Origin of the sequence: Pseudomonas sp. AM14(2022) (genome assembly GCF_036346455.1) — a bacterium.
Classification (GTDB): Bacteria; Pseudomonadota; Gammaproteobacteria; order Pseudomonadales; family Pseudomonadaceae; genus Aquipseudomonas; species Aquipseudomonas putida_A.
Window position 1 is genome coordinate 493,450 of sequence record NZ_JAOTNY010000004.1, and the last position, 26,948, is coordinate 520,397.

The 26,948-nt window shown below is 61.2% G+C and carries 19 protein-coding genes and 2 pseudogenes; 15 read left to right on the forward strand and 6 right to left on the reverse strand.

Annotated elements, in window-relative coordinates; all coding sequences use genetic code 11:
• Nucleotides 1-93 precede the first annotated feature (93 nt).
• The 5 genes from V3W27_RS11820 to edd all read right to left on the reverse strand — a co-directional run bounded on the left by V3W27_RS11820 (nt 94) and on the right by edd (nt 6,717).
• Entirely contained in the window at nt 94-1,353 is a 1,260-nt protein-coding gene (locus V3W27_RS11820; RefSeq protein ID WP_330206654.1) for a D-mannose isomerase, read from the reverse strand.
• A gap of 212 nt (nt 1,354-1,565) precedes the next feature.
• Nucleotides 1,566-3,035, reverse strand: coding sequence for an ATP-binding protein (locus V3W27_RS11825; RefSeq protein ID WP_134787168.1), 1,470 nt, complete (start codon nt 3,033-3,035; stop codon nt 1,566-1,568).
• On the reverse strand, nt 3,025-3,756 hold the full coding sequence (locus V3W27_RS11830) for a response regulator (protein WP_007917879.1): 732 nt from the start codon (nt 3,754-3,756) through the stop codon (nt 3,025-3,027). The genes V3W27_RS11825 and V3W27_RS11830 overlap by 11 nt, the downstream gene beginning before the upstream one ends.
• Nucleotides 3,757-3,934: 178 nt before the next feature.
• Nucleotides 3,935-4,894: a glucokinase gene (locus V3W27_RS11835; RefSeq protein ID WP_330206655.1), complete on the reverse strand. Its 960-nt coding sequence runs from the start codon at nt 4,892-4,894 to the stop codon at nt 3,935-3,937.
• Complete coding sequence (gene edd / locus V3W27_RS11840; RefSeq protein ID WP_047599558.1) at nt 4,891-6,717, reverse strand: phosphogluconate dehydratase; 1,827 nt, start codon at nt 6,715-6,717, stop codon at nt 4,891-4,893. The genes V3W27_RS11835 and edd overlap by 4 nt, the downstream gene beginning before the upstream one ends.
• A gap of 220 nt (nt 6,718-6,937) precedes the next feature.
• Here edd and gap point away from each other — a divergent pair, with 220 nt between their 5' ends.
• From gap to V3W27_RS11880, 9 genes and pseudogenes are all read left to right on the forward strand, one after another.
• Nucleotides 6,938-7,939: a type I glyceraldehyde-3-phosphate dehydrogenase gene (gap, locus tag V3W27_RS11845; RefSeq protein ID WP_095137054.1), complete on the forward strand. Its 1,002-nt coding sequence runs from the start codon at nt 6,938-6,940 to the stop codon at nt 7,937-7,939.
• Between the two features lie 191 nt (nt 7,940-8,130).
• Complete coding sequence (locus V3W27_RS11850; protein ID WP_247269617.1) at nt 8,131-8,649, forward strand: RNA polymerase sigma factor; 519 nt, start codon at nt 8,131-8,133, stop codon at nt 8,647-8,649.
• Between the two features lie 124 nt (nt 8,650-8,773).
• Nucleotides 8,774-9,739 carry a FecR family protein gene (locus tag V3W27_RS11855; RefSeq protein WP_330206656.1) on the forward strand — a complete coding sequence of 322 codons (966 nt, stop codon included), beginning with the start codon at nt 8,774-8,776 and terminating at the stop codon, nt 9,737-9,739.
• Between the two features lie 122 nt (nt 9,740-9,861).
• Complete coding sequence (locus V3W27_RS11860) at nt 9,862-12,447, forward strand: TonB-dependent receptor (protein ID WP_330206657.1); 2,586 nt, start codon at nt 9,862-9,864, stop codon at nt 12,445-12,447.
• 111 nt (nt 12,448-12,558) lie between these two features.
• Entirely contained in the window at nt 12,559-13,155 is a 597-nt protein-coding gene (locus V3W27_RS11865; protein ID WP_222018562.1) for a biliverdin-producing heme oxygenase, read from the forward strand.
• 166 nt (nt 13,156-13,321) lie between these two features.
• Entirely contained in the window at nt 13,322-13,714 is a 393-nt protein-coding gene (locus V3W27_RS11870; RefSeq protein ID WP_139054334.1) for a YbaN family protein, read from the forward strand.
• A gap of 624 nt (nt 13,715-14,338) precedes the next feature.
• Nucleotides 14,339-15,355: pseudogene (locus V3W27_RS28150) on the forward strand (PDC sensor domain-containing protein); the annotation flags it as partial.
• A gap of 333 nt (nt 15,356-15,688) precedes the next feature.
• Nucleotides 15,689-16,213 (forward strand): annotated as a pseudogene (locus V3W27_RS28155) (methyl-accepting chemotaxis protein); the annotation flags it as partial.
• Nucleotides 16,214-16,404: 191 nt separating this feature from the next.
• The gene (locus V3W27_RS11880; RefSeq protein ID WP_330206659.1) at nt 16,405-17,751 is read left to right on the forward strand and encodes a CoA transferase; all 1,347 of its coding nucleotides are present in this window, start codon (nt 16,405-16,407) and stop codon (nt 17,749-17,751) included.
• Between the two features lie 121 nt (nt 17,752-17,872).
• Here the strand turns inward: V3W27_RS11880 and arcD (V3W27_RS11885) are convergent, their stop codons facing one another.
• A complete protein-coding gene (gene arcD, locus V3W27_RS11885) occupies nt 17,873-19,300 on the reverse strand; it encodes an arginine-ornithine antiporter (RefSeq protein WP_330206660.1) in 1,428 nt (475 codons plus the stop codon).
• 423 nt (nt 19,301-19,723) lie between these two features.
• On the opposite strand from arcD (V3W27_RS11885), the gene arcD (V3W27_RS11890) reads away from it, so the two are divergent.
• The 6 genes from arcD (V3W27_RS11890) to V3W27_RS11915 all read left to right on the forward strand — a co-directional run bounded on the left by arcD (V3W27_RS11890) (nt 19,724) and on the right by V3W27_RS11915 (nt 26,783).
• A complete protein-coding gene (arcD, locus tag V3W27_RS11890; RefSeq protein ID WP_330206661.1) occupies nt 19,724-21,151 on the forward strand; it encodes an arginine-ornithine antiporter in 1,428 nt (475 codons plus the stop codon).
• Nucleotides 21,152-21,182: 31 nt separating this feature from the next.
• A complete protein-coding gene (gene arcA, locus V3W27_RS11895; protein ID WP_330206662.1) occupies nt 21,183-22,439 on the forward strand; it encodes an arginine deiminase in 1,257 nt (418 codons plus the stop codon).
• A gap of 69 nt (nt 22,440-22,508) precedes the next feature.
• On the forward strand, nt 22,509-23,519 hold the full coding sequence (locus V3W27_RS11900) for an ornithine carbamoyltransferase (RefSeq protein WP_003227481.1): 1,011 nt from the start codon (nt 22,509-22,511) through the stop codon (nt 23,517-23,519).
• Between the two features lie 189 nt (nt 23,520-23,708).
• Entirely contained in the window at nt 23,709-24,638 is a 930-nt protein-coding gene (gene arcC / locus V3W27_RS11905) for a carbamate kinase (RefSeq protein WP_027612546.1), read from the forward strand.
• Nucleotides 24,639-24,699: 61 nt separating this feature from the next.
• Nucleotides 24,700-25,062: a DUF5064 family protein gene (locus V3W27_RS11910; protein WP_027612545.1), complete on the forward strand. Its 363-nt coding sequence runs from the start codon at nt 24,700-24,702 to the stop codon at nt 25,060-25,062.
• A 212-nt stretch (nt 25,063-25,274) separates the two neighbouring features.
• Entirely contained in the window at nt 25,275-26,783 is a 1,509-nt protein-coding gene (locus tag V3W27_RS11915) for a sigma-54-dependent transcriptional regulator (protein WP_027612544.1), read from the forward strand.
• Nucleotides 26,784-26,948: the final 165 nt, after the last annotated feature.

A 26,948-nucleotide genomic window follows, 5' to 3' on the forward strand; every position in this document is an offset into this window, starting at 1 on the left:
TGCATGCAAGTCTGGTGCTTGCGCTGCACAGGAGTTTAAACAGGGCGATTCCCTTCGCAGGTAACGAAGGGACGCGCAAATGTCACCACATGGTTACACAGGAACAGGCCGGGATATTTGCGCCAGAGCTGTCGCCATACTCGGTGACAAGGGTAGACGAGGGATCAGTACTGCCTGCCAGGCATGATACAGATCGGGTTTGCCCGGCCAGATATCGGCGCTCGGACGGTTTTGCGGATCGAGTTCGTGATGCCAGCTGCCGTCGCAGCGATCGATGAAATGGCCTTCACAGAATTCCCAGAACAGCCGGTACCAGGTTTCGTATTGCGCATCACCGGTGCGTTTGAGCAAGGCGCTGGCAGCCGCGCTGGCTTCAGCATGGGTCCAGTGCAAGCGATGACGCACCACGGCTTTGTTGCCCCAGTCGAGGGTGTAAACGATCCCCGGCGCGCCATCGACGTCCCAGCCGTTTCGGCAATTCTGTTCGAAGAGTTTCTGTGCATCGGTCGCCAGCCAACCCGGCGTGAGCATCCCGGCCTGAACCCGCGCGGCTTCAAGGTGCAGCAACAGCCGCGCCCACTCGAAACCGTGGCCCGGCGTGGTGCCGTAAGGGCGGAAGCCGTCGGCCGGATTGTCGCGGTTGTATTCGCGCAGCGGTTGCCAGTCGCGGTCGAAGTGTTCGATGACCATGTAGCCATTGGCGGCGGCGTGACCGTGAATCACCCGCTCGACGATGCGCTGCGCACGTACCAGCCAGCGCGGATCTTCAGTGACATCGGCCAGCGCGAGGAACGCTTCGGTGGCGTGCATGTTGCTGTTGGCGCCGCGATAGGCTTCTTCTTCGCGCCAGTCGCGGTTGAAGAATTCGCGCATGGCGCCCTCTTCTTCGCTCCAGAAATACGTGTCGATGATGTCGATCGCATCATCCAGCAGCGCCTGGGCGCCGGGACGCTGCGCGACCACCGCCGAGCTGGCCGCGAGTGCGACAAAGGCATGCAGATAGGCGCTCTTGCCGGTGTTGCCATCGCGATGTTCGGCGACCGCAAACCAGCCGCCGTGCAGCGCATCCCGCAACGGCCCGCGCAGCGCCGCAATGCCGTGATCGACCAGCTCCGCGAACCCCGGCAGACCCTGAATGTGAGCCATGGCGAAACTGTGGGTCATGCGTGCAGTGTTCATGGTTTCGGCTTGCGCGTGCGCCGGCAAACGGCCGCGCTCGTCGAGATTGCCGAAACCCTCGGGCAGTCTGGAAGCCTTGGCGAATGCCAGCAGGCGCAGACCTTCGTCGGCGAGCCATTGCTGGTGGGCAGGGGCATTCAGCCAACTGCTGAAGTCTGGGTGAAAGGTGTCCATGAGTGGCCCTTTTTTGTTGTTATGACTGCGGGCAGTCTAAACAACGGGCCGGGGTGGGCTTGTAACGAAGGGGGCGGGTTTTGTCACCAGCTCGTGACATTCAAATATTACTTGTGGCGAGGGAGCTTGCTCCCGCTGTGGCGCGAAGCGGCACCAAAAGAGGCCTGCTGCGCAGTCCAGCGGGAGCAAGCTCCCTCGCCACAGGGGCGGTATCAGTCAGCACTGCGCGGCAACTGCAACGTCACCCGCAACCCGCCCTCACGCAAATTCTGCAACGTCACCTCACCGCCATGGCTGTGGGCAATGTTGCGCGCAATGCCCAATCCGAGACCATAACCCTGCTGCTGCCCGGCCAAACGAAAGTGCGGCTCGAACACCTGCTCCAGCCGCTGCTCCGGTACGCCCGGGCCTTCGTCGTCGACGTGCAGGACAAACGCGCGCTCATCGTCATCGATGTGCAGGTGCGCGTTCTGCCCGTACTTCAACGCGTTGTCGATCAGGTTGCCGATGCAGCGCTTCAACGCCAGAGGCTTGCCCGGATACGCCGCCAGTGCCTTGCCCTGCTGGGTCACGCGGCCATTGCCGTTGGGCGCCAGGTACGGCTCCACCAGACAATCGAGCACATGATTGAGATCCACCGGTTCGATGTTCTCGTGGATGTCGGTGTCTTTCACGCACTGCAGCGCGCCTTTGACCAGCAACTCCAGTTCATCCAGATCGCGACCGAACTTGGCTTGCAGTTTCTCGTCTTCGAGCAGCTCGACACGCAAGCGCAGGCGGGTAATCGGCGTGCGCAGGTCATGGGAAATCGCGCTGAACAACTGGCTGCGTTCGGTCAGGTAACGGCTGATGCGTTCGCGCATGGTGTTGAACGCACGACCCACTTCCACCACTTCACTGCCGCCGCCCTCGGCCACCGGCTCGACATCGGCACCCAGCGACAGATCCCGCGCCGCCCGCGCCAGACGCTTGAGCGGCCGGCTCTGCCAGTGCACCAGCAGGCCGATGAACAGCAGCAAAAAGCCGCTGGTGAGGACGATGAACCACACCTGCTGCGCCGGCAGGCCTTGCTCTTCAAGACTGGTGTAGGGTTCGGGCAACAGCGAGGCGATGTACAGCCATTCGCCCGGCGCCATCTGAATCTGCGTGACCAGCACCGGCGGATTCACCGGTTCCAGCGTCAGCGCGTAATGCGCCCACGAACGCGGCAGCTCATCGAGTTTCAGCCCGGCATTGAAGATCCGCAGATCCTCGGGGCTGACGAAGGTCACCGAAATATCAGTGTCATGGCCCAGCGACTGGCGCAGCACTTCATCCACCGCTTGAATCACCGCGGCCTTTCGCGGAGTGATCGGCAGCACGTCCATACCCAGCGGTTTGTCGTTGAGCGTCACCACGAAACGGGTGCCGCCCATGCTGCGCAACTGGTCGAGCACCAGCGGCCGGTAAGCCACTGGCAGCGAACGGAAATAACTGACGCTGGCGGTCATCGAATGGGCAAGGCTGCGGGCGCTGGTGACCAGGCCTTCGAGCTGGGTGGCACGCAGTTGCGAAACCCAGATCACGCTCGACAACGTCTGCGCAAACAACACCGCCAACAAGGTCAGCAGCAGCATCCGCCCAAGCAGCGAACGCGGTACCGGCACTTTGCTGGCGAGCCGGCGCAGCGACTCAGTGAGCATTGCCGGCAACCACATTGGCTGCCAGTTGGTAGCCGCTGCCGCGCACGGTGCGGATCAGCCGTGGCGGTTTTTCCGTGTCACGCAGGCGCTGACGCAAACGGCTGACGGCCATGTCGACAATCCGGTCGAGCGGCATCAGGTCACGGCCACGGGTGGCGTTGCCGATGGTGTCGCGGTCGAGAATTTCCTGCGGATGATCGAGAAACAACTTCAGCAACGCGAAGTCGGCGCCGGAGAGAATCACTTCTTCGCCGTCGGTGTGGAACAGTCGATGGCTGACCATGTCCAGCCGCCACTCGTCGAAGGCCAGCACGTCGCTGCCGCTGCGTTCCTGACCGAACTGCGCACGCCGCAGCAAAGCCTTGATTCGCGCTTGCAGTTCACGGGGGCTGAAAGGTTTGCCGAGGTAGTCGTCAGCGCCGAGCTCCAGCCCGATTACCCGATCGGCTTCGTCGGAACTGGCGGTGAGCATGATGATCGGCACCTGCGCCTGGCGCGGATGCTGGCGCACCCAGCGGCACAGGCTGAAACCGTCTTCATCGGGCAGCATCACATCGAGGATCACCAGATCGCTGGGCGCCTCGTTGAGGGCCTGGCGGAAACTGGCGCCATCGGCCGTGGCCCGCACCTGAAACCCGGCGCGGGTCAGGTAGGTTTCCAGCAACTCGCGTATTTCCTGGTCGTCATCGACCAACAATATCGACTTGTTGACTGAGCTCACTTCGAAGGCATCCTTGTTGTTGGAATTGGGGCGGATTATGCCTTAAGCATCGAACTTGCAAACACCACAGAACCACTGTGGGAGCGGGCTTGCTCGCGAAAGCGGTGTATCAGAGACATCTACGGTGACTGACACCCTGCTTTCGCGAGCAAGCCCGCTCCCACAATTGGATCGTGTTTCAGGCAGGGATTGCTTGCTCCAGTGCCACACCGGCACCCACCAACCCGGAATACGGCGCCGTCACCAGCCACACCGGAATGCCCTTGAAATAATCGCTCATGCAGCCCTTGTCGGCAAAGCTGCGGGCGAAGCCGCTTTCGACGAAGAAATCGGCAAAGCGCGGAATCACCCCGCCAACGATGTACACGCCGCCACGCCCACCGGTGGTCAGCACGTTGTTGCCGGCCACGCGGCCGAGCCAGCAGCAGAACTGCTCCAGCACTTCCAGCGCGATCGGATCGCCAGCCAGGCCGGCTGCGGTGATCGCTTCCGGCGTATCAAGCTTTGGTTCATGTCCGTCCACCGCACAGATCGCCCGATACACACGAGGCAAGCCGCCGCCGCTCAACGCAGTCTCGGCGCTGACATGGCCGATCTCGTTGTGGATGTGCTGCCAGAGCTGGGTTTCACGCGGGCTGCTCAGCGGCAGATCAACGTGACCGCCCTCCCCCGGCAAGGCGGCAAACCGCCCTTCGCCGAGATCGAGCAAGGTGCCGACGCCCAGGCCAGTGCCCGGGCCGATCACCACCGCCGGGCGCAAAGGCTCCGGCGTGCCTTCGCAGACCACACGGAATTCGCCGGGTTGCAAGCGGGTCATGCCCAGCGCCATCGCCGAGAAGTCGTTGATCAGCAGCAGTTGCTCGACCTGCAAGGTTTTGCAGAACGCAGTGCGGCTCAGGCGCCAGTGGTTGTTGGTGAATTTGAATTCATCACCACTCACCGGCCCCGCCACCGACAGGCACACCGAACCGATCGAACCCGGCGCCAGACCGAGGCCGCTCAGGTACAGGCTGATCGCCTGTTCCGGGCTGGCGTGGTCGGCTGTCGCCAGCACCTGAACCGATTCCAGTTGCTGGTTTTTCCACAACGCGAACCGCGCGTTGGTGCCTCCGATATCACCGACCAAAGCCAGTTTCAATTAAGCGTCTCCAGGGCAGAAGTGAAGGCGCTGGCGCCCTGCTCCGCCGAGCTGAAGGCCAAACGCATGAAGCCAAACAGTTCGCGACCGCTGCCGATGTTGTTGCCCAACAGGCCTTTGGCAGGTTCACGCGCTGCAAATTCGGCGGCGTCGACCTTGAGTTCCAAAGTGCCTTTGACGCCATCGACGCGGATGATATCGCCCTCTTGCACCCGCGCCAAAGCACCACCTACATAAGCTTCAGGGCTGACGTGAATCGCCGCCGGGATTTTCCCCGACGCGCCGGACATGCGCCCGTCGGTCACCAGCGCGACTTTGAAGCCGCGATCCTGCAGCACGCCGAGGAACGGCGTCATCTTGTGCAGCTCGGGCATGCCATTGGAGCGCGGGCCCTGGAAGCGCATGACCGCGACAAAATCCTTCTCCAGCAGACCGGCCTTGAACGCATCGGCCAGATCCTGCTGATCCTGAAACACCATGGCCGGTGCTTCGACGATCTGGTTTTCCAACGCCACGGCTGAAACCTTCATCACCCCGCGACCAAGGTTGCCTTCCATCACACGCAGACCGCCCTCGGCGGAGAATGCACGGGCGACCGGGCGCAGGATGTTTTCGTCGAGGCTTTCGATCGGGCCTTCGCGCCACACCAGCTCACCGTTATCGAGGAACGGCTCTTTGGTGTAGCGGCTCAAGCCATGGCCGAGCACGGTGTTGACGTCTTCGTGCAGCAGGCCGGCTTCGAGCAGCTCACGGATCAGGAACGACATACCGCCAGCGGCCTGGAAGTGGTTGATGTCGGCCTTGCCGTTCGGGTAGACGTGGCTCAGGGTCGGCACGACTTCGGAGAGGTCGGCCATGTCCTGCCAGGTCAATTGAATACCCGCAGCCATGGCGATCGCCGGCATGTGCAGGGTGTGGTTGGTCGAGCCGCCGGTGGCGTGCAGCGCGACGATCGAGTTGACCAGCGCCTTCTCGTCAACGATTTCGCCGATCGGCATGAAGTTGCCGTTCTGCTTGGTCAAGCGTGTGACCTGATGCGCGGCTTCGCGGGTCAGGGCATCACGCAGCGGAGTGTTCGGGTTGACGAAAGACGCGCCCGGCAAGTGCAGGCCCATGACTTCCATCAGCAACTGGTTGGTGTTGGCGGTGCCGTAGAAGGTGCAGGTACCCGGGCTGTGGTAGGACTTCATCTCCGATTCAAGCAACTCTTCGCGGGTCGCCTTGCCTTCGGCGTATTTCTGTCGGACGTCGGCTTTTTCCTTGTTGGAAATCCCCGAGACCATCGGCCCGCCCGGGACGAAGATCGTCGGCAGATGGCCGAAGCGCAGCGAACCCATCATCAGCCCCGGCACGATCTTGTCGCAGATGCCGAGCATCAGCGCGCCGTCGAACATGTTGTGCGACAGCGCCACCGCCGTGGACATCGCGATCACTTCGCGGCTCGGCAGGCTCAGCTCCATGCCCGGCTCGCCCTGGGTCACGCCATCGCACATCGCCGGCGTACCACCGGCGAACTGGCCGACCGAGCCGATTTCGCGCAAGGCGTTTTTGATCTGCTGGGGGAAGACTTCGTACGGCTGGTGCGCCGAGAGCATGTCGTTATACGAAGAAACAATGGCGATGTTCGCCGAGTTCATCATCCGCAAGCTGTGCTTGTCTTCGCTGCCGCACCCGGCCACGCCGTGGGCGAAGTTGGCGCATTGCAGCTTGCCGCGCATCGGCCCGTCGGTAGCGGCACCGCGAATCAGTGCAAGGTAAGCCTGACGCGTGGCGCGGCTGCGGGCGATAAGCCGTTCGGTGACCTCAAGAACGCGGGGATGCATGTGTAGAACTCCAGGCTAACGGATGTGGCGACCTGATTGTCTATGCTGATCAAACGCCGTTGTTGTTGGAATGACAGACGGCTTTTTTGACCATTCGGACCAGTTGATTCAGGTCACTCGTTGTAGATAAAACAAAATATTGCCACTAAAAAGGCTTGTTTTCTATTTTTATGCGAATAATCTTGTAATTCCAACAACAAAACGACGGCGGCGCTGTTCAATGACTCTTCGAATCGCAATCAATGGTTTTGGCCGCATCGGCCGTAATGTCCTGCGCGCACTGTATACCCAAGGCTATCGACAGGATTTGCAGATCGTAGCCATCAACGATCTGGGCGACAGCGCCATCAATGCCCATCTGCTCAAATACGACACCGTTCATGGCACATTCGACGCCGAAGTGGCTCACGACAACGAAAGCCTGACGGTCAATGGCGACCGTATTGCGGTCAGCGCCATTCGCAACCCGGCCGAGCTGCCATGGGCTGCGGAAAAGATCGACGTGGTGTTCGAATGCACCGGTCTGTTCACGGACCGCGCCAAAGCGGCCGCGCATCTTACTGCCGGCGCGCGCAAAGTCATCATCTCCGCCCCGGCCAAAGGCGCCGACGCCACTGTGGTTTACGGCGTGAACCACGACATTCTGCGCCAGTCGCACCAGATCATCTCCAACGCGTCGTGCACCACCAACTGCCTGGCGCCAGTGGCGCAGGTGCTGCACCGCGAGCTGGGGATTGAAAGCGGCCTGATGACCACTATTCATGCCTACACCAACGACCAGAACCTCACCGACGTCTACCACACCGACCCGTACCGCGCGCGTTCGGCCACGCAGAACATGATCCCGAGCAAGACCGGCGCCGCTGAAGCGGTAGGCCTGGTGCTGCCGGAACTGGCGGGCAAACTGACCGGCATGGCGGTGCGCGTGCCGGTGATCAATGTGTCGCTGGTGGACCTGACCGTGCAGTTGAAGAAGGAAGCCACGGCCGATGAGGTCAACGCGCTGATGAAAGCCGCCAGCCAGCATTCGAAAATTTTGGGTTACAACACATTGCCGCTGGTTTCCAGCGACTTCAACCACAACCCGCTGTCGTCGATCTTTGACGCCAACCACACCAAAGCCAGCGGCAAACTGCTGAAAGTGCTGGCCTGGTACGACAACGAATGGGGCTTCTCCAACCGCATGCTGGATAACTGCCTGGCGCTCTGCAACGCGGAGTAATTCCCTCCTCCCATGTGGGAGCGGGCTTGCTCGCGAAGGCGTCGTGTCAGGCAATTAATATATCGACTGACCCACCGCATTCGCGAGCAAGCCCGCTCCCACAGGTTTCTGATTTCAATCTGAAATCAACACTTGACCACTCGACTAGATGATAAGCATTATCATTCGCTCGAAATGGATCAGGTTCCCCCGTGAGTCAATCGCGCTTCAATCATGTCTTCCTCTCTCAGCGCACGTCCCTGCTGCGCACGATCGAGCGGATGGTCAACAACCACAGCACCGCCGAAGACCTGTTGCAGGAGACCTACCTGCGCGTCACGCGGGCGCTGAGCGAGCGCGCCATCGATCACCTTGAACCCTTCGTGTTCCAGACCGCGCGCAATCTGGCGCTGGATCACCTGCGTGCGCGCAAGATCCATTCGCGGACCATGGTCGATGACGTGCCGCAGGATGTGGTGCACAGCGTCGCCGCCCCTGTCAGCAGCGCCGAAGACGCCGCCCACGCCGAACAATTGCTGGAGCGCCTGAACGTGAGCCTCAGTCAACTCAGCCCGCGTCAGCAGCAGATCTTCATCCTCAGCCGCCTGCACGGGCACAGCTATCAGGAAATCGCCGACGAACTGAATGTTTCCCTCAGCACCGTGCAGAAAGAACTCAAGCTGATCATGACCATTTGTATTGGCGTCGCCGAACGTCTGAATGGCGACTGAAGTCGTAGGGCTTTTCTGTAAGTGTCGGGATCGCCTGCACTGATCATTGGGCTTTGCTACCCTTGGCCGACTTTTACGCTTCACTTAAAAAACAGCCGTGCACAGACACTGCCGAGGAAACACCGTGACGGACACCCACCGCTCGCCTTCGCCCGCAACGGCGCAGGACGCCGCCCGTGCAATGGATCAGGCACTCGACTGGCTCATTGTGCTCGGCAGCCCGGACGAGGAACAGACCCGGCAGTTCCATGCCTGGCTGGCGGCCGCTCCGTTGAATGCCGAGGCGTTCGCCAAGGCGCAGGCAGTCTGGGACGGGCCGCAAGTCGCCCAGTGCGCGCAAAGCCTCGCGACCAAACCGGCGAAAGTCACCGTCCTCAAGCGGTTGCGTCCGCACTGGAAACCGTTGGCCACCGCTGCGGTGCTGATTCTGGGCCTGTTCAGTTTCAGCAATCTGCCGATGCGCATTCAGGCCGATCACCTGACCGTGGTCGGCGAACGTCAGCGCCTGCAACTGGAGGATGGCTCCAAGGTGCTGCTCAACACGAACTCGGCATTCTCCAGCACCATCAATGAGCGCCAGCGCGTGGCGCGGCTGTATCAGGGCGAAGCGTTTTTCGAGGTGGCCAGCAACCGTGGTCAACCGCTGGAAATCGATGCCGGCCCGGTGCAGGCCAGCGTGCGCGACACCGCGTTCGCCGTGCGCTATCTGGACGGCGTTGCGCAGGTCAATGTGCAGCGCGGCGATGTCGATCTGCGCGCCACGCACAACGACGCGCGGGTGCGCTTGTCCGCCGGGGAAAGCATCCGTATCGGGCCCAACGGTTTCGATCGCCCGGCCAAGCTCGATGCTGCGACTGATCTGGCCTGGGTCCAGGGCCGCCTGGTGTTCGAGAACTGCCCGTTGAATCAGGTGCTGGCCGAACTGCGCCGCTACTACCCGGGCTGGATCATCAACACCAACGAGCAGTTGGCCGACGTCAACGTCACCGGCAACTACCGCCTCGACCAGCCGCTGGACGTGGTGCGTTCCCTCGCCCACATCACCTCGGCGCGCCTGCAGGAATTCCCCGCGCTGGTGATCCTGAACTAAATGAGAATTATTTTTACTCGATAGCGAAAGCCCGTTCGTCTCGTTATAGCCAATGCAATTGATTCGCATCTTCGGAGGCGAATCAGCACCTATAAAGATTCGTGCGACACGGAGCGCTATCGATGTCCTCTCGCCTTACCCGCCAGACTGCTTCCCCTTCCCGCGTATTGTCGCTGCTGACGGCCGCCATCCTCATGGCCGGCACCGCACCGCTGATGGCTGCCAGCGAACAGCCGGCGCGCAACATGGGTGATTATTCGTTCTCCATCGGCCAGCAACCGCTGGTGTCGGCGCTCAATGCCTTTACCAGCGTCACTGGTTGGCAGGTCGGCTTGCCGGCAGAACTGGGTCAAGGCGTGTCGTCGCCGGGTGTGCGCGGTTCGCTGCCGCCGGAAAAAGCCCTGGAACGCCTGTTGGTGGGGACCAACCTGAGCTTCCGCAAGCTGAGCAACAACAACGTGGTGCTGGAGAAGCGCAGCTCCAGCGGCGCACTCAATCTGGATCAGGTGACCATCAGCGCCACCCGCCAGGAACAGTCGGTCAATAGCGTTCCGGCCACCGTCACTGTGCAGACCCGCCAGGATCTGGATCGCAACAACGTCAACACCATCAAGGATCTGGTGCGCTACGAGCCGGGCGTGTCCGTCGGCGGCGCCGGCCAGCGTGGCGGTATCAGCGGCTATAACATCCGTGGCATCGACGGCGACCGCATCCTGACTCAGGTTGACGGTGTCGAAGTGCCGGACGGTTTCTTCAACGGCCCGTACGCCAAGACCCAGCGCAATTACGTCGACCCGGAAATCGTCAAACGCGTGGAAATCCTCCGGGGTCCGGCCTCGGTGCTGTACGGCAGCAACGCCATCGGCGGCGCCGTCAGCTACTACACCCTCGACCCGGACGACATCATCAAGCCCGGCAAAGACGTCGGCGCTCGCCTGAAAACCGGTTACAGCTCCGCCGATGAGAGCTGGCTGAAATCCGCCACCGTCGCCGGGCGTGCCGAGCAGTTCGACGGCTTGCTGCACTTCAGCCAGCGCGACGGTCACGAAACCGATTCCTACGGCAGCAACAACGGCACTGGCCTGGCGCGCACCGCTGCCAACCCGGAAGACGTCAAGGCCACCAACGTCCTGGCGAAGATCGGCTGGAACTACAACGACGATTCGCGTCTGGGCCTGACCTACGAGAAGTACAAGGACGATCGCGACACTGATCAGAAAAGTGCCTACGGCGGCCCGTACTTCAACGGTGCCCCGACCATCCCCAACAGCGTGCTGCCCGGCGGCATGTACCAGTGGCGCACCGGCAACGACACCATCACCCGCGAGCGTTTCGGCCTCGAGCACAGCTTCGCCCTCGACAGCCTGCTGGCCGACAACGTGAAGTGGAGCCTCAATCACCAGATCGCCAAAACCGATCAGAGCACCGAAGAGTTCTACTATCCGATGACCCGTAAAGTGCTGCGCACCCGCGACACGGTCTACGAGGAAAAACAGTGGATATTCGATGCGCAACTGGACAAGGCCTTCGCCATCGGTGACACCGATCACGTGCTGACCTACGGCACCACAATCAAGCAGCAGAAAGTCACCGGCTCACGCAGCGGCGACGGCAAGTGCCTGGCAGTCGGCCGTGGCTGCACCGCCATCGGCGCCACCAGCGCGGCGGATGTGCTGAAAAAATCCAGCGACTTCCCGGATCCGACCATCAACACCTACAGCCTGTTCGCCCAGGATCAGATCAGTTGGAACAAGTGGACCTTCCTGCCGGGCCTGCGCTACGACCACACCCAGCTAAAGCCGCACATCACCCAGGAATTCCTCAACACCGTGGCCGCCGACGGCAACGGCACGGTCAGCGACGCGAACAAGAGCTGGCACAAAGTCTCGCCCAAATTCGGCCTGACCTACGCCCTGACCGAAAATTACACCTGGTACGGCCAGTACGCCGAAGGTTTCCGCACGCCGACCGCTAAAGCGCTGTACGGACGCTTTGAAAACAGCACCACCGGCTACAACGTGGCGCCCAACCCGAACCTGGAACCGGAGAAAAGCAAAAGCTATGAAACCGGTCTGCGCGGCAACTTCGAACAAGGCTCGTTCGACGTGGCGGTGTTCTATAACAAGTACCGCGATTTCATCAACGAAGACGCGGTCACTCCCGGTTACGACGAGCTGACCTTCCAGTCGAGCAACATCAAGCACGCGACCATCAAGGGCGCCGAAGTCAAAGGTCGCCTGAACCTCGATGCGTTCGGCGCGCCGCAGGGCCTCTACACCCAAGGCTCGATCGCCTATGCCTACGGTCGCAACAACGACAACGGCGAGCCACTCAACAGCGTCAATCCGCTGACTGGCGTATTCGGTCTGGGTTACGACCAGAACAATTACGGCGGCCTGCTGAGCTGGACCGTGGTGAAGAAAAAGGACCGCGTCGACGACAGCAACTTCAAATCGCCGGATGGCGTCAGCAGCCAGTTCAAGACCCCGGGCTTCGGCATTCTCGATCTGGCCGGCTATTACAAAGTCACCGACGACGTCACCGTCAGCGGCGGCATCTACAACCTGACCGACAAGAAGTACTGGCTGTGGGATGACGTGCGCGGTTACGACAGCGTCGGCGAAGCCTCGGTGACACAACCGGCCAACCTCGATCGCCTGACCCAGCCGGGCCGCAACTTCGCGATCAATCTGGTCTGGGACATCTGAACCGCACAGCCCTGCGACGCGCATTGATCAGCGCGTCGCGGGGCTTTTTTACGGTTTGGCACCTGCCCGTTCGTCTCGTTATCAAGCGCCTCTTTTATCAAGGACACCCCCATGACCACTTCGGAAAAAGCCCTGCGTTCACAACGCCTGAACCAGATCACCCACGAGCCGCACAGCAAGCTCGACGCCCTGGTCAAGGCCCACGCGCCGTTCGAAACCCGCGCCAACTTCGCGCGTTTCGTGGTCGCGCAGTACCTGTTCCAGTCGGAACTGGTCGATCTCTATAACAATGCCGAACTGACTGCCATCGTCCCGGATCTGCCGGGCCGTTGCCGCGCGGATGCGGCCAAGGCTGACCTGGCGGATCTCGATACCGATATCCCCCCACCAGTGGCCGGTGCGCTGAAAAACCCGAGCAAAGCCCGTGCATTGGGCTGGATTTTCGTCTCCGAAGGTTCGAAGCTCGGCGCTGCGTTCCTGATCAAACGTGCGGTGGCGCTGGAGCTGAGCGAAACCTTTGGTGCCCGTCACCTGGGTGAGCCGGAAGGCGGCCGTGCCGAAGGCTGGAAAAGCTTCGTGCGCACCCTCGATTCCCTGCCGTTCACCGCCGAAGAGGAAGCCGAAGTCGAGCAAGGCGCAATCGACGCGTTCAACCGCTTCACCGTGCTGCTGGAACAGGCTTACGCCACCGAGGCCGAACCGGCCTGACACACAGCAAATTCCCCTTGTAGGAGTGAGCCTGCTCGCGATGGCGGTGTATCAGTCGACATTAATGTTGAATGACCGGATGCCATCGCGAGCAGGCTCACTCCTACAGGGGAACGGTGTAAGCCTGTAAGATTCCCGTCCCGCTTCAAAAGCAACCACTGAGCCCATGCCGCAACCCGCCACCTCAAAACTCGCTCGCCTGCTGTTCGGCCTGCTGGCCTACGTCAGCCTCGGCATTGGCCTGATCGCCATCGTCGTGCCCGGCCTGCCGACCACCGAGTTCATCCTGCTCGCCGCCTGGGCCGCGACTCGCAGCTCGCCGCGCCTGAGCGCCTGGCTGGAAAACCATCGGCTGTTCGGGCCGATCCTGAGCAACTGGCGCAACGGCAAGATCATCGCGCGCAAAGCCAAGGTCAGCGCCACGATCAGCATGCTGCTGTGCGCGACGTTGATGCTGGTAATGCTCGATCACGGCTGGCCGGTGTATCTGGCGATTGCCGGGATGAGTCTGGGCAACCTGTGGATCTGGTCGCGCCCGGAAACCATGCCCTCCTCCTGACTCACAGATCCCCCTGTGGCGAGGGAGCTTGCTCCCGCTGGAGTGCGAAGCGCTCCCCTGCATTTCTTCTGATTCACCGTGTTTACCGGGTTTGCGACGGCTTCGCCGCCGAGCGGGAGCAAGCTCCCTCGCCACAACAGCCTCATCACCTCTCCGTCATTCATCAGGCTGAAACTTCCCTGTAATTAATCGCCTTTTCAGCACATTCCCCTGCGCAAACGTTTAGCGCTGACCGTTCGTCGGCAAGCGGCTCATGCCCTCTCGCTGCGCGCCGATGAGCAATGCATGGCGCTGAATGGATTTGGCGAACCGGGTAGTTCATCCCGTGGCCACCTGCTCATTCATTCACGAGATCGCCCCATGTTCGACTCTCTCTCCATTCGCCTGAAAATCGTCCTGCTCTCCGGCCTGTGCCTGCTGGGGGTGGTTGCGCTGATCGTCGGCATGAACATTTACCAGACCAACCAGAACGACGAACTGGTCAGTAACTCCAGCAACCAGTTGCTCACTGCCAGTGTGCAGAACCTGTTGCAAGCCAAGGCGGCCGAACAAGCAGTGCGGGTGCAGAAGACCTTTGGCAAAAGCCTCACGGTGATCACCGCGCTGGCCGATCAGATCAAGGACATGCGCGCACTGGCCGCCAAGCGTTCGCTGGACGCCGGTGCCCTGCGTGAAGAGTTGAACCAGAGCCTGAAAACCGCATTCCAGCGTAACGACAAGGTACTCGGCATCTGGCTCGCCTTCGAACCCAACGGCCTCGACGGCAAGGACAGCGAATTCGTCAACGATGCCGCGCGTCAGTCCAACGAAGCCGGGCGTTTTGCGAGCTACTGGAGCCGCGCTGCCGGCTCGGCGCTGAACACGATCATGGTCGAAGAAGACATGACCAAGACCACCCTCAGCGTCAGCGGCACGCCGTACAACAGCTGGTACACCTGCCCTCGCGACAACAAGCGTACTTGCCTGCTCGATCCGTATGCCGACACCGTGGGCGGCAAGGAAATGTTGATGACCACCATTTCCGTGCCGTTGATCGTCGACGGCAAGGCCATCGGCGTGGTCGGTGTCGACATCGCCCTTGATGCCCTGCAAGCGGCGGCGGTGGAGTCCCAACGCAACCTGTTCAACAACGCCGGACACATGCTGATCGTTTCGGGCAGCGGCGTGCTCGCTGCCGACAGTTCCGATGCGACCAAGGTCGGTAAAAAGATCAGCGATACCCTCGGTGCCGACGGCAAGGATCTGCTGCAACTGGTCAGCAGCGGCACGCCGAAGATTCTCGAACAGGGCGAGCTGATTCGCGCGGTGTATCCGGTCGATCCGATTGGCAACTCGCGGGCCTGGGGTGTGGTCATCGACTTGCCGAAACAGGTGCTGCTGGCCGACTCGGTCAAGCTGCAAGCGGTCCTCGACGACGCGCAGGAAACCGGCGTGATCACGGCGCTGGCGGTGGCTGTCGTCGCCGGGCTGATTGGCTTGTTGCTGATCTGGCTGACGGCTTCCGGCGTCACACGCCCGATCAACAGCGTCGCCGAGATGCTGAAGAACATCGCCAGCGGTGAAGGCGATCTGACCCAGCGCCTGAACTACAGCAAGAAAGATGAACTGGGCGAACTGGTGAACTGGTTCAACCGCTTCCTCGACAAGCTGCAACCGACCATCGCCCAGATCAAACAGAGCATCACTGAAGCGCGTGGCACTGCTGATCAGTCATCGGAAATCGCTCGCCAGACCAGCGAAGGCATGCAGGTGCAGTTCCGCGAAATCGATCAGGTCGCCACCGCCTCCAATGAAATGAGCGCCACTGCCCACGACGTCGCCAACAGCGCGTCGAACGCGGCCAACGCCGCCAAGGGCGCCGATCAGTCGGCCAGGGACGGCCTGTCGATCATCGAGCGCAGCACCCGCGACATCAATCAACTGGCCGATGAAGTCAGCAAAGCGGTGACCGAAGTCGAAGCGCTGGCGGTCAACAGCGAGCAGATCGGTTCGGTGCTGGAAGTGATCCGCAGCATCGCCGAACAGACCAACCTGCTGGCGCTCAACGCCGCCATCGAAGCGGCGCGCGCCGGGGAAAGCGGTCGTGGTTTTGCGGTGGTGGCCGACGAGGTGCGCAACCTCGCCAAGCGCACTCAGGATTCGGTGGAAGAAATCCGCATCGTCATCGAACGCATCCAGACCGGCACCCGTGGCGTGGTCGCGACCATGCACTCGAGCCAGACTCAGGCGCACAACAACGCCGGGCAGATCCGTCAGGCGGTGGATGCGCTGGGCAAGATCAGCGATGCGGTGACCGTGATCAGTGATATGAACCTGCAGATCGCCAGCGCCGCCGAACAGCAGAGCGCCGTGGCCGAAGAGGTCAACCGCAACGTCTCGGCGATTCGCACCGTGACTGAAACCCTGACCGAGCAGGCCACCGAGTCGGCGGCGATCAGCAGCCAGCTCAATGCCCTGGCGAGCCAGCAGATGAAGCTGATGGATCAGTTCCGCGTCTGAAAATCACCACAGTCCCTTTGTGGGAGCGGGCTTGCTCGCGAAGGCGGTATGTCAGCGACATTTGAAGTGACTGACACTCCGCATTCGCGAGCAAGCCCGCTCCCACAGGGTTGAGTGTTCGGCGTTCGGTTTTTTCATCTGGCCCGAGATTTTTTTGCACTATCATCGCCCTCTCTCCCGGAGGGCCTTCGATGACTGATTTAATCACGTCCATTCAAGCCGCACTCGGCTTGCCCCACACGCCGATTCCGTTCACCGCCAGTGGCGCCCTGCCCTCGGCGTTTGCCGTCACCGACCTGGCCTGCGCCAGCATCGGCGCTGCCGGTCAGGCCGTCAGCGAACTGCTCCGGCAACAGACCGGGCACTTGCCCGCCGTGGAAGTCGATCGGCGTCTGGCGTCGTTCTGGTTTGCCACCTCGTTGCGGCCGATCGGCTGGGAAGTCCCGCCGCTGTGGGATCCGGTCGCTGGTGACTACGCAACCAAGGACGGCTGGATCCGCCTGCACACCAACGCCCCACATCATCGTGCCGCAGCTGAACGCGTGCTCGGTGCCTGCGCCGACCGTTCCGCGATGGCGAAGAAAGTCGCGCAGTGGCGCAGCGCCGACCTGGAACAAGCAGTGGTCGAGGCCAACGGTTGCGCTGCCGAAATGCGCAGCTGGGCGCAATGGCAGCAGCACCCGCAAGGGTTGGCAGTGAATGCCGAGCCGCTGGTGCATTTCCGCACCGATCAGGACGAAACACTCAAACCATGGCAAGGCTCGGTGGCGCAACCGCTGGCCGGGCTCAAGGTGCTCGACCTGACCCGCGTGCTCGCCGGCCCCACCGCCAGCCGCTTTCTCGCGGGCCTCGGCGCCAACGTGCTGCGCATCGATCCGCCGAGCTGGAACGAGCCGGGCGTCATCCCTGACATGACCCTGGGCAAACGTTGTGCGCGACTGGATCTGCAGCAGCCGGCCGATCATGCATTGTTCGAAAACCTGTTGAAGGACGCCGACATTCTCGTGCACGGCTACCGCGCCGATGCCCTGGAACACCTCGGTTTCGGCGCCGAACGCCGCCGACAACTGGCGCCGGGGCTGATCGACGTCTGCCTCAATGCCTACGGCTGGAGCGGCCCATGGCGCAACCGGCGGGGTTTCGACAGCCTGGTGCAAATGAGCAGCGGCATCGCCGAGGCCGGGCAGCGCTGGAAACAGGCTGACAAACCGACGCCGCTGCCGGTGCAGGCGCTGGATCACGCGACCGGGTATCTGATGGCGGCGAGTGCGATCCGGCTTCTGACGGAGCGTTTGAAGACTGGACGGGGTGGCTCGGCACGCTTGTCACTGGCGCGCACCGCCAAGTTGCTGATCGAGCACGGACCGGGAACGAGCGAAGCGTTGCGCGTCGAGGATAAACAGGATCAAGACTCGCAGGTGGAGCAGACCCCATGGGGGCCGGCGCATCGCTTGCTGGCGCCGGTGAAGATCAGCGGGACGCCGCTGCAGTGGGCGTTGCCGGCTACTGAATTGGGTTCGCATCGCGCGCAGTGGTGATGATCATTCGGGCCCCTTCGCGAGCAAGCCCGCTCCCACAGGGGGAATGCATTTCAAATGTGGGAGCGGGCTTGCTCGCGAAGAGGCCCGCACTGACAACATCGATGCACAATCAATCCACCTACAACGACAACACCCCGCTGTACAAACCATACGCCGCCAGCCCTGCGCCGATCAGCACGCAGGCGAAAATGCCTTTCTCGACAGGGGTGAACAGCGGCTCACCCTGCTCATGCTTGGCCTTGGCGAACAGCACCACCCCCGGCGCATACAGCAGCGCCGACAGCAGCAGATACTTCACCCCGCCGGCATACAACAACCACACCGCATAACACAGAGCAATCCCGCCAATCAGCAGATCCTTGGTGCGTTCGGCCGAGGCATGTTCGTAGGTTTCGCCGCGCCCGCTGAGCAACACCGCGTACGCCGCCGACCACAAATACGGCACCAGAATCATCGACGACGCCAGATAAATCAGACTTGTGTAGGTACCGGCGGAGAATAGGGTGATCAGCAGGAAAATCTGAATCATCATGTTGGTCAGCCACAGCGCATTGACCGGCACATGGTTGGCGTTTTCCTTTTTCAGGAACGCCGGCATGGTCTTGTCCCGGGCCGTGGCGAAGAGGATTTCCGCGCACAGCAGCGCCCATGACAGCAATGCGCCAAGCAGCGACACCGCCAGACCGAGGCTGATCAACAATGCGCCCCACGGCCCGACGATGTGCTCCAGCACCGCCGCCAGCGACGGGTTCTGCAAAGTCGCGAGTTCGGGCTGGCTCATGATCCCCAGCGACAGCACGTTGACCAGCACCAGCAGCGCCAGCACACCGAGGAAGCCGATCACCGTTGCGCGCCCGACGTCGCTGCGTTTCTCCGCCCGCGCCGAATACACGCTGGCACCCTCGATGCCGATGAACACGAACACCGTGACCAGCATCATGTTGCGCACCTGATCCATCACCCCGCCGAAGCTCGGGTTGCTGCGGCCCCAGATGTCGCGGGTGAAAATGTCGGCCTTGAACGCCACGGCGGCAATCACGATGAACATGATCAGCGGCACGATCTTGGCGACCGTGGTCACCTGATTGATGAACGCCGCCTCCTTGATCCCGCGCATCACCAGAAAATGCACCGCCCACAGCAGCACCGATGCGCAGCCGATGGCGATTGGCGTGTTGCCCTGGCCGAACACCGGGAAGAAGTAACCGAGGGTGCTGAACAGCAACACGAAATAACCGACGTTGCCCAGCCACGCGCTGATCCAGTAGCCCCAGGCCGAGGAAAAGCCCATGTAGTCGCCGAATCCGGCCTTGGCGTAGGCGTAGACCCCGGAGTCCAGCTCGGGCTTGCGGTTGGCCAGGGTCTGGAACACGAACGCCAGGGTCAGCATGCCGATGGCGGTGATGCCCCAGCCGATCAGGATTGCCCCGGCATCGGCGCGGGCCGCCATGTTCTGCGGCAGGGAAAAAATCCCCCCGCCAATCATTGAACCCACCACCAGGGCGATCAACGCACCCAGTCGCAGCTTTTGCGTCGGTTGCGACATTCTTGTCTCCCTTCATTCATTTGTAACAACTATTAACTAAACGCCTGATACCAGATGACGTTTATCAGGTAATGCCGACTAACACCCGTTTATATATAGCGACTGACGCTAACGCCTAGCACGCTAAGACAGTTTTGTGCGCGAATCCTAATAAATCAATTCTGTACTGAAAACAGATGCTGAAAATTTGCCAAAAGCTGAAAAACAACTAGCGTGATAACTCTAAAGTAATAAGACCAATTCCCAACCACATCAGTAAAAAGCCTCTAGGACGGGCTTTCCAGGCGATAGCGTTATGCCTCCAGTTGTTTCATAAGTCATTCATTAACAATGGAATGTGGCCATGCACTGATCTATGTCAGCTGATTGAACAGACAACAGATCTACGCTGTGAACTCTTCTCTCCTGCAATGGAGTCATGCAATGTCTGAAGCTCCCGGAAAACTACGACTCGGTGCACTGGTTGCCTTGGTAGTCGGCTCAATGATTGGTGGCGGGATATTCTCTTTGCCACAAAACATGGCCGCCAGCGCCGACGTCGGCGCGGTACTGATTGGCTGGGCCATCACCGCTGTCGGCATGCTCACCCTCGCTTTTGTCTTTCAAACCCTCGCCAATCGCAAGCCTGACCTGGACGGCGGTGTCTACGCCTACGCCAAGGCCGGGTTTGGCGATTACATGGGTTTCTCGTCCGCCTGGGGTTACTGGATCAGTGCCTGGCTGGGCAACGTTGGCTACTTTGTTCTGTTGTTCAGCACCCTCGGGTATTTCTTTCCGGTTTTCGGTGAAGGCAACACGGTGGCGGCAGTGATCGGCGCCTCGGTGCTGCTCTGGGCCGTGCACTTTCTGGTACTGCGCGGGATCAAGGAAGCGGCGTTCATCAACCTCGTGACCACGGTCGCCAAGGTCGTGCCGCTGCTGCTGTTCGTGCTGATCGCGGTATTCGCCTTCAAACTGGACATCTTCACCGCCGACATCTGGGGTGTGAAAAACCCGGATCTGGGCAGCGTAATGAACCAGGTGCGCAACATGATGCTGGTCACCGTGTGGGTGTTCATCGGCATCGAGGGCGCGAGCATCTTCTCGGCGCGGGCGGAAAAACGCTCGGACGTCGGCAAGGCCACCGTCATCGGTTTCATCACCGTGCTGCTGTTCCTGGTGCTGGTCAACGTGCTGTCGCTGGGCATCATGACCCAGCCGGAACTGGCCAAACTGCAGAACCCGTCGATGGCCGCCGTGCTTGAGCACGTTGTCGGTCATTGGGGCGCGGTGCTGATCAGCGTCGGCCTGATCATCTCACTGCTGGGCGCGCTGCTGTCGTGGGTGCTGCTGTGTGCGGAGATCATGTTCGCCGCCGCCAAAGACCACACCATGCCCGAGTTTCTGCGCAAGGAGAACGCCAACCACGTACCGGTCAACGCCCTGTGGCTGACCAACGCGATGGTCCAGCTGTTCCTGATCATCACCCTGTTCTCGGCCAGCACTTACCTGTCGCTGATCTACCTCGCCACCTCAATGATTCTGGTGCCGTACCTGTGGTCGGCGGCCTATGCCCTGTTGCTGGCGGTGCGCGGCGAAAGCTACGAAGGCTTCGCGGCCGAACGACGCAAGGATCTGATTATCGGCGGCATCGCGCTGATCTACGCGGTGTGGCTGCTGTATGCCGGCGGGGTCAAGTATCTGCTGCTCTCGGCCCTGCTCTACGCACCCGGCGCGATCCTGTTCGCCAAGGCCAAGCTGGAACTCAACCAACCGATTTTCACTAACGTCGAGAAGCTGATTTTCGCCGCAGTGGTCGTGGGTGCCCTGGTGGCTGCCTACGGTCTCTACGACGGCTTCCTGACCTTGTAACCCTTGATTTGTAATCTGGAGGATCACTGCAATGACCACGGAAAAAGTTAAGTACGGCGTCCACTCCGAAGCCGGTAAACTGCGCAAAGTCATGGTTTGCTCCCCAGGTCTGGCCCATCAGCGCCTGACCCCGAACAACTGCGATGAACTGCTGTTCGATGACGTGTTGTGGGTCGCCCAGGCCAAGCGCGACCACTTCGACTTCGTGACCAAGATGCGTGAACGCGGGATCGACGTGCTGGAAATGCACAACCTGCTGACCGACATCGTCGCCATTCCGGAAGCGCTGGACTGGATTCTCAATCGCAAGGTCACCGCCGACTCAGTGGGCCTGGGCCTGATCAGCGAAGTCAAATCCTGGCTGAAAAGCCTTGAGCCGCGACACATCGCCGAATACCTGATCGGTGGCGTGTCCGCCGACGATCTGCCGGACAGCTTCGGTGGCAAGACCATCCAGATGTTCCGCGACTTCCTCGGCCACTCCAGCTTTATCCTGCCGCCGCTGCCGAACACCCAGTTCACCCGCGACACCACCTGCTGGATCTACGGTGGCGTGACGCTGAACCCGATGTACTGGCCGGCGCGACGTCAGGAAACCCTGCTGACCACCGCCATCTACAAATTCCACCCGCAGTTCACCAACGCCGATTTCGAGATCTGGTACGGCGACCCGGACAAGGATCACGGCAGCTCGACCCTTGAGGGCGGCGACGTGATGCCGATCGGCAACGGCGTGGTGTTGATCGGCATGGGCGAACGCTCGTCGCGTCAGGCCATCGGCCAACTGGCGCTGAACCTGTTCAAGAACAAAGCGGTGGAAAAAGTCATCGTCGCCGGCCTGCCGAAGTCCCGCGCCGCGATGCACCTGGACACCGTGTTCAGTTTCTGCGATCGCGACCTGGTGACGATTTTCCCGGAAGTGGTCAACCAGATCGTCGCCTTCACCCTGCGTCCTGACGAAAGCAAACAGGGCGGCATCGACATCCGCCGCGAAGAAGGCAGCTTCCTCGACACTGTCGCCGCTGCGCTAAACCTGCCGAAGCTGCGCGTGGTGGAAACCGGCGGCAACAGCTTCGCCGCCGAACGCGAGCAATGGGACGACGGCAACAACGTGGTGGCCGTGGAACCGGGCGTGGTCATCGGCTACGACCGCAACACCTACACCAACACCCTGCTGCGCAAGGCGGGCGTGGAGGTCATCACCATCAGCGCCGGCGAACTCGGTCGTGGTCGCGGCGGCGGCCACTGCATGACCTGCCCGATCATCCGCGACCCAATCGATTACTAAACCTCTGAGCCTTGGCCGCGACTTACAAAGCGCGGCCAGGGGGATAACCGACACCGAAGGAGATCCATCATGGCTTTTAACATCCACAACCGTAACCTGCTCAGCCTGGAACACCACACCCCACGTGAGCTGCGTTACCTGCTCGACCTGTCCCGCGACCTGAAACGCGCCAAGTACACCGGCACCGAGCAGCAACACCTGAAGGGCAACAACATCGCTCTGATCTTCGAAAAAACCTCGACCCGCACCCGTTGCGCGTTCGAAGTGGCGGCCTACGACCAAGGCGCCAACGTCACCTACATCGACCCGAACTCGTCGCAGATCGGCCACAAGGAAAGCATGAAAGACACGGCCCGCGTGCTGGGTCGCATGTACGACGCCATCGAATACCGTGGCTTCAAACAGGAAATTGTCGAAGAGCTGGCGAAGTTCGCCGGGGTGCCGGTGTTCAACGGCCTGACCGACGAATATCACCCAACGCAAATGATCGCCGACGTGCTGACCATGCGTGAACACGCCGACAAGCCGATCCACGAAATCAGCTACGCCTACCTCGGCGACGCGCGCAACAACATGGGCAACTCGCTGCTGCTGGTCGGCGCCAAGCTCGGCATGGACGTGCGCATCTGCGCGCCGAAAGCCCTGTGGCCGCATGACGATCTGGTCGATCGCTGCAAGAAATACGCGGAAGAATCCGGCGCCCGCATCACCCTGACCGAAGACCCGAAAGCCGCAGTCAAAGGCGTCGATTTCATCCACACCGACGTCTGGGTGTCGATGGGCGAACCGGTGGAAGCCTGGGCCGAACGTATCCAGCAACTGCTGCCGTACCAGGTCAACAAAGAGCTGATGAAAGCCACCGGCAACCCGCGCACCAAGTTCATGCACTGCCTGCCGGCGTTCCACAACAGCGATACCAAGGTCGGCAAACAGATCGCCGAACAGTATCCGCACCTGGCCAACGGCATCGAAGTCACCGACGACGTGTTCGAGTCGCCCGCCTGCATCGCCTTCGAGCAAGCGGAAAACCGCATGCACACGATCAAGGCGATCCTGGTCTCGACCCTGGCTGATCTGTAACCGGAATAGCTCCCACTGAAGGAACCGGCTCCAAATGTGGGAGCGGGCTTGCTCGCGAAAGCGGTGTGTCATTCAACAGCCATGTCGACTGATCCGCCGCCTTCGGGAGCAAGCCCCCTCCCACAGGGGATTCCGGTTCCGACAGGGAAACCGAGTCGTTTGCCATTTCTCTGCTGAAAGGATTGCATTATGCGTATCGTCGTAGCTCTGGGCGGTAACGCCCTGCTCCGTCGTGGCGAGCCGATGACCGCTGACAACCAGCGCGCCAACATCCGCATCGCCACCGAGCAAATCGCCAAGATCCATCCCGGCAATCAACTGGTCATCGCCCACGGCAATGGCCCGCAAGTCGGCCTGCTGTCGCTGCAGGCGGCGGCCTACACCTCCGTCACCCCTTACCCGCTGGACGTGCTCGGTGCCGAAACCGAAGGCATGATCGGCTACATCATCGAACAGGAACTGGGCAACCTGCTGGACTTCGAAGTGCCGTTCGCCACCCTGCTGACCCAGGTTGAAGTCGACGCCAAGGACCCGGCCTTCCAGAATCCAACCAAACCGATCGGCCCGGTCTACGACAAAGCCGAGGCAGAAAAACTCGCCGCCGAAAAAGGCTGGGCCATCGCTCCGGACGGCGACAAGTTCCGCCGCGTGGTGGCCAGTCCCCGGCCAAAACGCATCTTCGAGATCCGTCCGATCAAGTGGCTGCTGGACAAGGGCAGCATCGTGATTTGCGCGGGTGGCGGCGGCATTCCGACCATGTACGACGAGCACCGCAACCTCAAGGGCATCGAGGCGGTGATCGACAAAGACCTGTGCTCGTCGCTGCTCGCCGAGCAACTGGAAGCCGACTTGCTGGTGATCGCCACCGACGTCAACGCGGCGTTCGTCGACTATGGCAAGCCGTCGCAGAAAGCCATCGCCGAAGCGCACCCGGATGAACTCGAACGCCTCGGTTTCGCCGCTGGCTCCATGGGACCGAAGGTGCAGGCAGCCTGCGAATTCGCCCGCCATACTGGCAAGGTCGCGGTGATCGGTTCGCTCGCGGACATCGAAGCGATCGTCCAGGGCACTGCCGGCACACGCGTCAGCACGGCGAAGCCGGGCATCAGCTATCGATAATTAGAAACTCAAGGGCAGGCTCAGGGTCTGCCCTTCTCCCATGCCTTGAAAGGAGAAACCCATGGCCATATTCGAACCGGGTCATTTGCACATCGAGCGGCACGCGTTGACCAAGGACGATGTCGATTACGACCTGTGCCTCGACTACCAAGTGTTCACCGATCCCAAAGAAGGCAAAGGGATGCAGTTCACCCTGCACGGCAATATCCAGGGCAAGGACATGAAGGAAACCTTCTTCCTGCCCAAGGACCAGGCCTACAACTTCGCCAGCAACGTGACCAAGATTGCCGAAAAGTACGGCATTCCCAAAACTCACAGCAGCATCGGCTCGCAGCACAAACATTACGACCTGATGTTCGAGGATGTGCGGGTGCAGTTGAATATGAAGTCCGGGGATCCGGTCAAACCGGAACACCTCGAATAACCCGAACCCAGCACATTCCTACTGTGGGAGCGGGCTTGCTCGCGAAGGCGCCAGGTCAGTCACCATTTATGCTGTCTGACCTGACGCCTTCGCGAGCAAGCCCGCTCCCACAAGGTATCCGTGTAGCGCTGACAATCGTTGCAGATTTCACCATTGCCCCGCCCCAAGGCATACTTGCCACCCTCCGCATTCCAGAACACTGAACCGCCCCCATGCGTATCCACGTCAGCTTCATCGACCGCGTCGGCATCACCCAGGAAGTCCTGGCTATCCTCGGTGGGCGCAATCTCAATCTGGATGCGGTGGAGATGATTCCGCCCAACGTCTACATCGATGCACCGACCTTGAGCCCGCAAGTGCTCGAAGAGCTCAAAGATGCGTTGTTCCGGGTGCGCGGCGTGGAGGCCGTGGTGGTGGTCGACATCCTCCCCGGCCAGCGGCGGCACTTGCAGCTTGATGCACTGCTCGCGGCGATGACCGATCCGGTACTGGCCCTCGATAGCGCCGGCAAGGTGCTGCTGGCCAACCCGGCACTGATTGCGCTGTACGGGCGTGAACCGGCAGGTGAAAGTGTCTCTGAGCTGTTCAACGACCCCGGTCTGCTGGAAACCCTGCTCGAACAAGGCTTCCGCCTGCCGCTGCGTGAGATCACCGTCAATGGCCAGACCCTGCTGCTGGACGCCACACCGATCACCGACGCCGGCGCGCTGCTGACCCTGTATCAACCGAACCGCATCGGTGAACAACTCTCGGCGTTGCACCATGACCATGCCGAAGGTTTCGATGCATTGCTCGGCGAGTCTCCGGCGATCCGCACGCTGAAGGCCCGCGCGCAACGGGTCGCAGCCCTCGATGCGCCGCTGCTGATTCAAGGCGAAACCGGCACCGGCAAAGAACTGGTGGCCCGCGCCTGCCACGCGATCAGTGCGCGGCACAGTGCGCCGTTCCTCGCCCTTAACTGCGCGGCGCTGCCGGAAAACCTCGCCGAGAGCGAACTGTTCGGCTACGCCCCCGGTGCCTTCACCGGCGCGCAACGTGGCGGCAAACCGGGGCTGATGGAACTGGCCAACCAGGGCACGGTATTTCTCGACGAGATCGGCGAGATGTCGCCGTACTTGCAGGCCAAGTTATTGCGCTTTCTGAATGACGGCAGCTTCCGTCGGGTCGGCGGTGATCGCGAGGTGAAAGTCAACGTGCGGATCCTCAGCGCGACCCACCGCGACCTGGAAAAAATGGTCAGCGAAGGTCTGTTCCGCGAAGACCTGTTCTACCGCCTAAACGTGCTCAACGTCGAAGTGCCGCCGCTGCGTGAGCGTGGCCAGGACATTCTGCTGCTGGCGCGCTACTTCATGCAGCAGGCTTGTGCGCAGATCCAGCGTCCAGTCTGTCGCCTGGCACCGGGGACTTATCCAGCGCTGCTCGGCAACCGCTGGCCGGGCAACGTGCGCCAGTTGCAGAACGTGATCTTCCGCGCCGCGGCGATCTGCGAAAGCAGCCTGGTCGATATCGGCGACCTCGACATCGCCGGCACCTCGGTGGCGCGGCAGACCGACAGCGACGTCGACAGCCTTGAACAGGCCGTCGAGTCCTTCGAAAAATCGCTGCTGGAAAAACTCTACGTCAGCTACCCCTCGACCCGCCAACTGGCCAGCCGCCTGCAGACCTCGCACACGGCAATCGCCCATCGCCTGCGCAAGTACGGCATCCCCAATAAACCGTAAGCCGCACGCGGTCAAAAATGTGGGAGCGGGCTTGCTCGCGAATGCGGTGGGCCATTCAACAGTGATGTCGACTGACCTGACGCTTTCGCGAGCAAGCCCGCTCCCACAGGGGGTTCATGTGACGGATTCGAAATCCGTTCAAAACCGACCTCCATCTGTACTGAA

Bases quoted from the DNA above. Each gene is read 5' to 3' on its own strand.
- V3W27_RS11820 (WP_330206654.1), bottom strand. From the start codon at position 1,353: ATGGACACCTTTCACCCAGACTTCAGCAGTTGGCTGAATGCCCCTGCC.
- V3W27_RS11825 (WP_134787168.1), bottom strand. From the start codon at position 3,035: ATGCTCACTGAGTCGCTGCGCCGGCTCGCCAGCAAAGTGCCGGTACCG.
- edd (WP_047599558.1), bottom strand. From the start codon at position 6,717: ATGCATCCCCGCGTTCTTGAGGTCACCGAACGGCTTATCGCCCGCAGC.
- gap (WP_095137054.1), top strand. From the start codon at position 6,938: ATGACTCTTCGAATCGCAATCAATGGTTTTGGCCGCATCGGCCGTAAT.
- V3W27_RS11860 (WP_330206657.1), top strand. From the start codon at position 9,862: ATGTCCTCTCGCCTTACCCGCCAGACTGCTTCCCCTTCCCGCGTATTG.
- V3W27_RS11865 (WP_222018562.1), top strand. From the start codon at position 12,559: ATGACCACTTCGGAAAAAGCCCTGCGTTCACAACGCCTGAACCAGATC.
- V3W27_RS11870 (WP_139054334.1), top strand. From the start codon at position 13,322: ATGCCGCAACCCGCCACCTCAAAACTCGCTCGCCTGCTGTTCGGCCTG.
- V3W27_RS11880 (WP_330206659.1), top strand. From the start codon at position 16,405: ATGACTGATTTAATCACGTCCATTCAAGCCGCACTCGGCTTGCCCCAC.
- arcD (WP_330206660.1), bottom strand. From the start codon at position 19,300: ATGTCGCAACCGACGCAAAAGCTGCGACTGGGTGCGTTGATCGCCCTG.
- arcD (WP_330206661.1), top strand. From the start codon at position 19,724: ATGTCTGAAGCTCCCGGAAAACTACGACTCGGTGCACTGGTTGCCTTG.
- arcA (WP_330206662.1), top strand. From the start codon at position 21,183: ATGACCACGGAAAAAGTTAAGTACGGCGTCCACTCCGAAGCCGGTAAA.
- V3W27_RS11900 (WP_003227481.1), top strand. From the start codon at position 22,509: ATGGCTTTTAACATCCACAACCGTAACCTGCTCAGCCTGGAACACCAC.
- arcC (WP_027612546.1), top strand. From the start codon at position 23,709: ATGCGTATCGTCGTAGCTCTGGGCGGTAACGCCCTGCTCCGTCGTGGC.
- V3W27_RS11910 (WP_027612545.1), top strand. From the start codon at position 24,700: ATGGCCATATTCGAACCGGGTCATTTGCACATCGAGCGGCACGCGTTG.
- V3W27_RS11915 (WP_027612544.1), top strand. From the start codon at position 25,275: ATGCGTATCCACGTCAGCTTCATCGACCGCGTCGGCATCACCCAGGAA.